The organism is Pseudoduganella buxea (assembly GCF_009720835.1).
GTDB classification, from domain to species: Bacteria; Pseudomonadota; Gammaproteobacteria; order Burkholderiales; family Burkholderiaceae_D; genus Rugamonas; species Rugamonas buxea.
This window is the reverse complement of the sequence record NZ_WNKZ01000200.1, coordinates 1-1,854: the sequence shown is the minus strand read 5'-3', so window position 1 is coordinate 1,854 and position 1,854 is coordinate 1. Positions and strand designations below refer to the sequence as shown.

Sequence of the window (1,854 nt, the reverse complement as noted above, 5' to 3'; positions counted from 1 at the left end):
CAGGGCGGCCCGCAATGGCTGCTGCTGTCCGCACGCGACGACGCCAGCCTGGCGGCGTATGTGTCCCAGCTGGCCGGCGCGCTGGCGGCACCGGCAGGCACGGACAGCCCGGATGCGCGCCTGCTGGCGGCCGAGCTGCTGGGCGTGCCCGCCACGGAGCTGACGGTGCACGACACGCCGCGCGGCGTGGGACTGGATGCGGCCCAGCTGCTGCAGCTGGCGGCGCGGCTTGGGCTGCCGCACGGCGTCGATCCCGATGCGCCGTTCGCGGCCTTGCAAGGCGCGACCGGAGCGCTCCTGACCCTGGCCGACGTGGCCTACACGCTGCAGGCCTGCCGCAGCCACCTGCCGCGGCGCATGGCCGTGCAGGTGACCGATACAGCGGACGCGGCGGGAATCCTGCGTGCCTGGACGGACGGTTCCGGCGACGAGCCGGCCGATACCGACGTGGCCCGCTGGCTGGCCGGCGCCGCAGTCGACTTTGCGCCGCGCTGGGCCGGTTCGGGGGCCCGGCGGGTCCACCTGCCCGTCCCGCGCCTGCCGCGCTCGGAGCGTTTCTGGATCGGCCAATGGCAACGCGAGCAGAACCTGCCGCCGGCCGCCCTGCCTGTCGTACAACCCATCTCACAAGGAAGTGAATCCGTGGACCAAGGCATCGATCGCGACGTCGTCGCATTGCAGGTACTGGACAATGGCGTGGCGCTGGTGCGCATGCAGGACGTCGAGCACCACAATATGTTCACGGCGGCGCTGCTGGCCGGCCTGGAGGCCGCATTCGCGGCCATCGACGGCGACCCGGCGATCCGCGCGGTGGTGCTGACCGGCACCGAGAAGTCGTTCAGCATGGGCGGCACACCCGGCGCGCTGGAGCGGCTGGCCCGGCACGACGGGCAGTTCACCGACGTGCCGTTCCTGTATCAGGGGCTGGCCGCCTGCCGCGTTCCCGTGGTGGCGGCGATCCGGGGCCATGCTGCCGGCGGCGGCCTGACGTTCGGCCTGCACGCGGACCACGTCGTGCTCGATCGCGATGGCACCTACAGCGCCAATTTCGTCAAGTTCGGCTTCACGCCGGGGCTGGGCGCCACATATGCGCTGGAACGCCGCTTCGGCGCGGCCATCGCCGACGAGATGTGCATGACGGCCTCCACGTACAGTGGCCGCCAGCTGCAGGAAATGGGCGTGCCGGCGCGCTTCGCCGACAGCGCCGACGTTGTCCCGGCGGCATTGCGGATCGCCCAGGCGATCGCCGCCAACGAAACCGGTGTCGTCGCGGCGCTGAAGGGCGAACTGGCAGCGCGCGTGCAGGCCCGCCTGGCGCAGGTCATCGAGCGCGAAGTGGCGCTGCATGCGCGCGTGCTCAGCGACGAGCTGGTGCCGGCGATCCGCGCAAAGGCGGCGCCAACCCGCGGCGCCATGCCAGCCGCAACGCCGGCCGCCGTGGCCGATGAACCGGCCGCAGTGCCGGCCATCTGGCCCGCCGCCGAACCTGCCGGCGAACCTGCCGCCGAACCTGCCGTCATGCCGGCCATGGTCGACCTGGCGGCAATCCAGCGCGTCATCGAGCGTACGCTGTGCAACAACCTGTTCCTGCGGCCCGGCGAAATCGACAACCGGCGCGCATTCAGCGAAATGGGCCTGGACTCGCTTGGCGCCGTCGAGGTGGTGCGCGACCTGAACGCCGCATTCGACCTGAACCTCGATTCGATCCTGGTGTACGAACAACCCACGCCCGAACTGCTGGCCCAGCACGTGGCGGCGGTACAGGCACGTGACGCGCACCGTGCCGTGCGGGCCGACGGCGGCGTCGCCCGGACCGCGCAGGCCCCGATGCCCGTGTCCGCGGCACCGGCCGCC

The 1,854-nt window shown here is 72.1% G+C and carries 1 protein-coding gene; it reads left to right on the top strand.

Features of this window, described 5'->3' with window-relative positions; translation table 11 throughout:
- On the top strand, window positions 1–1,854 hold a 1,854-nt coding region (locus tag GM672_RS29815), incomplete at both ends, for a polyketide synthase (RefSeq protein ID WP_155473675.1).